The sequence below is a fragment of the Anaerolineales bacterium genome (assembly GCA_022866145.1).
Classification (GTDB): domain Bacteria; phylum Chloroflexota; class Anaerolineae; order Anaerolineales; family E44-bin32; genus PFL42.
Genome location: JALHUE010000423.1, coordinates 1 through 2,144 on the forward strand (window position 1 = coordinate 1; position 2,144 = coordinate 2,144).

The window sequence follows — 2,144 nt, forward strand, 5'->3', positions numbered from 1 at the left end:
CTGGGAGTGAAGCCGAAGGCCCAGCTGTCGCCGCTAGCTTGATCGGCCCCAGCTGTCACGCCTGCCGGTCGGTCTACCTCGAGCACATTCGATCGGCCAAAGCCCGGCCAGCGGGCGGCGTCATCAGCGAGCATGTCGATCATCAGGTACGCCAGAGCTGGACTGAGCACAACTCGCGATTGGGGTTGATAGGTGTAGGCTGTCCCCTGAATCCGATCCTCCACCGCCAGAACCGCCGAGGGCTGCAGAGTCTCAGGGTCGGCTCGTACCCCCGATCCGTCCGCAGTCCCAACCATGCGCCCTTCGGCGCTGATGATCGCATACGCCGTGGCCAGGTCCAGCGCCGACGGCATTGTCCCATCCAGGCTGGTGGATTCCTGGCCCTCCGGGAGCACGCCCATCGAGCGGGCAGTCCGCAAGACGTTCTCCGCCCCCACGCCCTCGAGCAGGTAGGCGGTTGCCCCGGCGAAGCCGCCGGCCAGCGCCGATCGCAAGCGGAGCGGCCCGCGGAACGGATCGGCCTGCGCTCCTGAACCTTCCTGCGAGGGTACGTCCAGGAGCATCGTGGCCGGGGTATAGCCGCGAGCCAGCGCGGTCAAGTAGATCAGAGGGTCGAGGGCTCGGGCCGGGATTTCGGGACGGCTGACGTCCCCGGCAAGGGCAAGCACTTCGCCGCGGGTCGGATCGAGCACGATCACGCTCCCGGATTCGACCTGATGATCGACCTGCATATCCCCCGGCCGGAGCGTCGGCAGCAGGCCGGCGGCCAGACAGGCCTGCCCGTCGGCGGCGGCCTCAACATAGGTCGGCGGCTCGCCTCCCAGGCGGCCGAGGTGGGTTCGGAGCACACACTCCGTCTGACGCTGCAGATCGGCGTCGGCGGTGGTCACGATCCGCAAGCCGCTGCGACCCAGGGCGGCGCTGCCGAACCGGCTCCGCACCTGCTCCAGCGCGAACCAGGCGATGTCGGGAGCGTCAATCGCTTGCCGCGCCGGCACGCCCGTGGCCGTCACTGTCGCCGGCTCTGCCGCCAGGATCTGCGCCGCCTCGAGCCATCCCAGTTCGAGCATCTGTTGCAGCGTTTGCTCTCCAGCTTGGCGCGCCGCTTGTGGGGCATCGATGGGATTGCGTTCTGGATTCTCCGGGATGGCCGCCAGAACGGCGCTCTCCGCCAGGCTGAGTTCGCTGGCATGCTTGCCAAAGTAGACTAGCGCCGCCGAATCTATCCCGAAGGCGAAATTCCCATAGTCGGCGGTATTGATGTACCACTCGAGCAGCTGCTCCGGGGGATGGCGCTGCACCAGGCGCGAGGCCAGGTAGTCTCTGCGCAGACGCTGCATCCAAGGCGGGAAGCGGAAATCGGTGAGCGGCTGCAAGTGGGCTGCGGCCAGATGGGTAGCGATACCGGGCTGGTCAGCCGCGCCGGTCAGCGCCCCCAGCCAGCTCGGACGTTCTCCCCGCGCCGCCCCAGCCAGCGCGCCAGTGCGCGCCAGCGCCGCCTGTAGAAATGCCACCTGTCCGCTGGCCAGGCTGCTGCCATCGACCCGGACCCACCGGGCGTCTGCCGCAGCTGGGTGCGTCCCGGACAACAGCCGCTGCCTCCCCGATCGGTCCCACAGCTCGACAGGCTGGAAGCCGCCCGATTCGGGGGATAGTGCAAGCTCGAAGGCCTCGACGCCAGGGAGGCCCTCGCTCAATGCCACCGCGGCTTGAGCGGCCTGAATCAGGGGCAAGCCCAGCGAGATCAGCAGCGCCCCCAGGGCGACCAACGCCAAAACCCCCGCCCGCCCGAGCGGTCGGGTGCGCGCCGCTCGCTGTCTGCGCAGACGCACGATCAGGCTGGGCTTGGTCATGCTGCGATTGTACATGGCTCTGTGGGTGACTTCAGGGACTGCAAGTCTCGTGCCCCGTGGGGGGAAAGCGGTCAGCGCTCACCCCGCAGCGCCAGTGGCGTGCCGGCTGCGGAGGAAGTCTGTCCTACGTGGTTTCGGGCGAGATGTGGGGAGTCTCCGGCTTGGACCGCGGCCAATGTCCTTTCGAGGTCTCAGGCCTCTGGGCGGGGCTGGTTGCCCAGGATATCTTCGATCTCAGCTAACACGGCGTCCGTCAATTGGGCAGGGACGTCGACCGCCAGCAGGTTGTCC

1 protein-coding gene is annotated in these 2,144 nt (G+C 68.1%); it reads right to left on the reverse strand.

Annotated features, from left to right (window positions below; all coding sequences use genetic code 11):
* The coding region (locus tag MUO23_12720; GenBank protein ID MCJ7513817.1) for a transglycosylase domain-containing protein at positions 1 to 1,853 on the reverse strand (1,853 nt) is incomplete at its 3' end.
* Between the last annotated feature and the right edge of the window lie 291 nt (positions 1,854 to 2,144).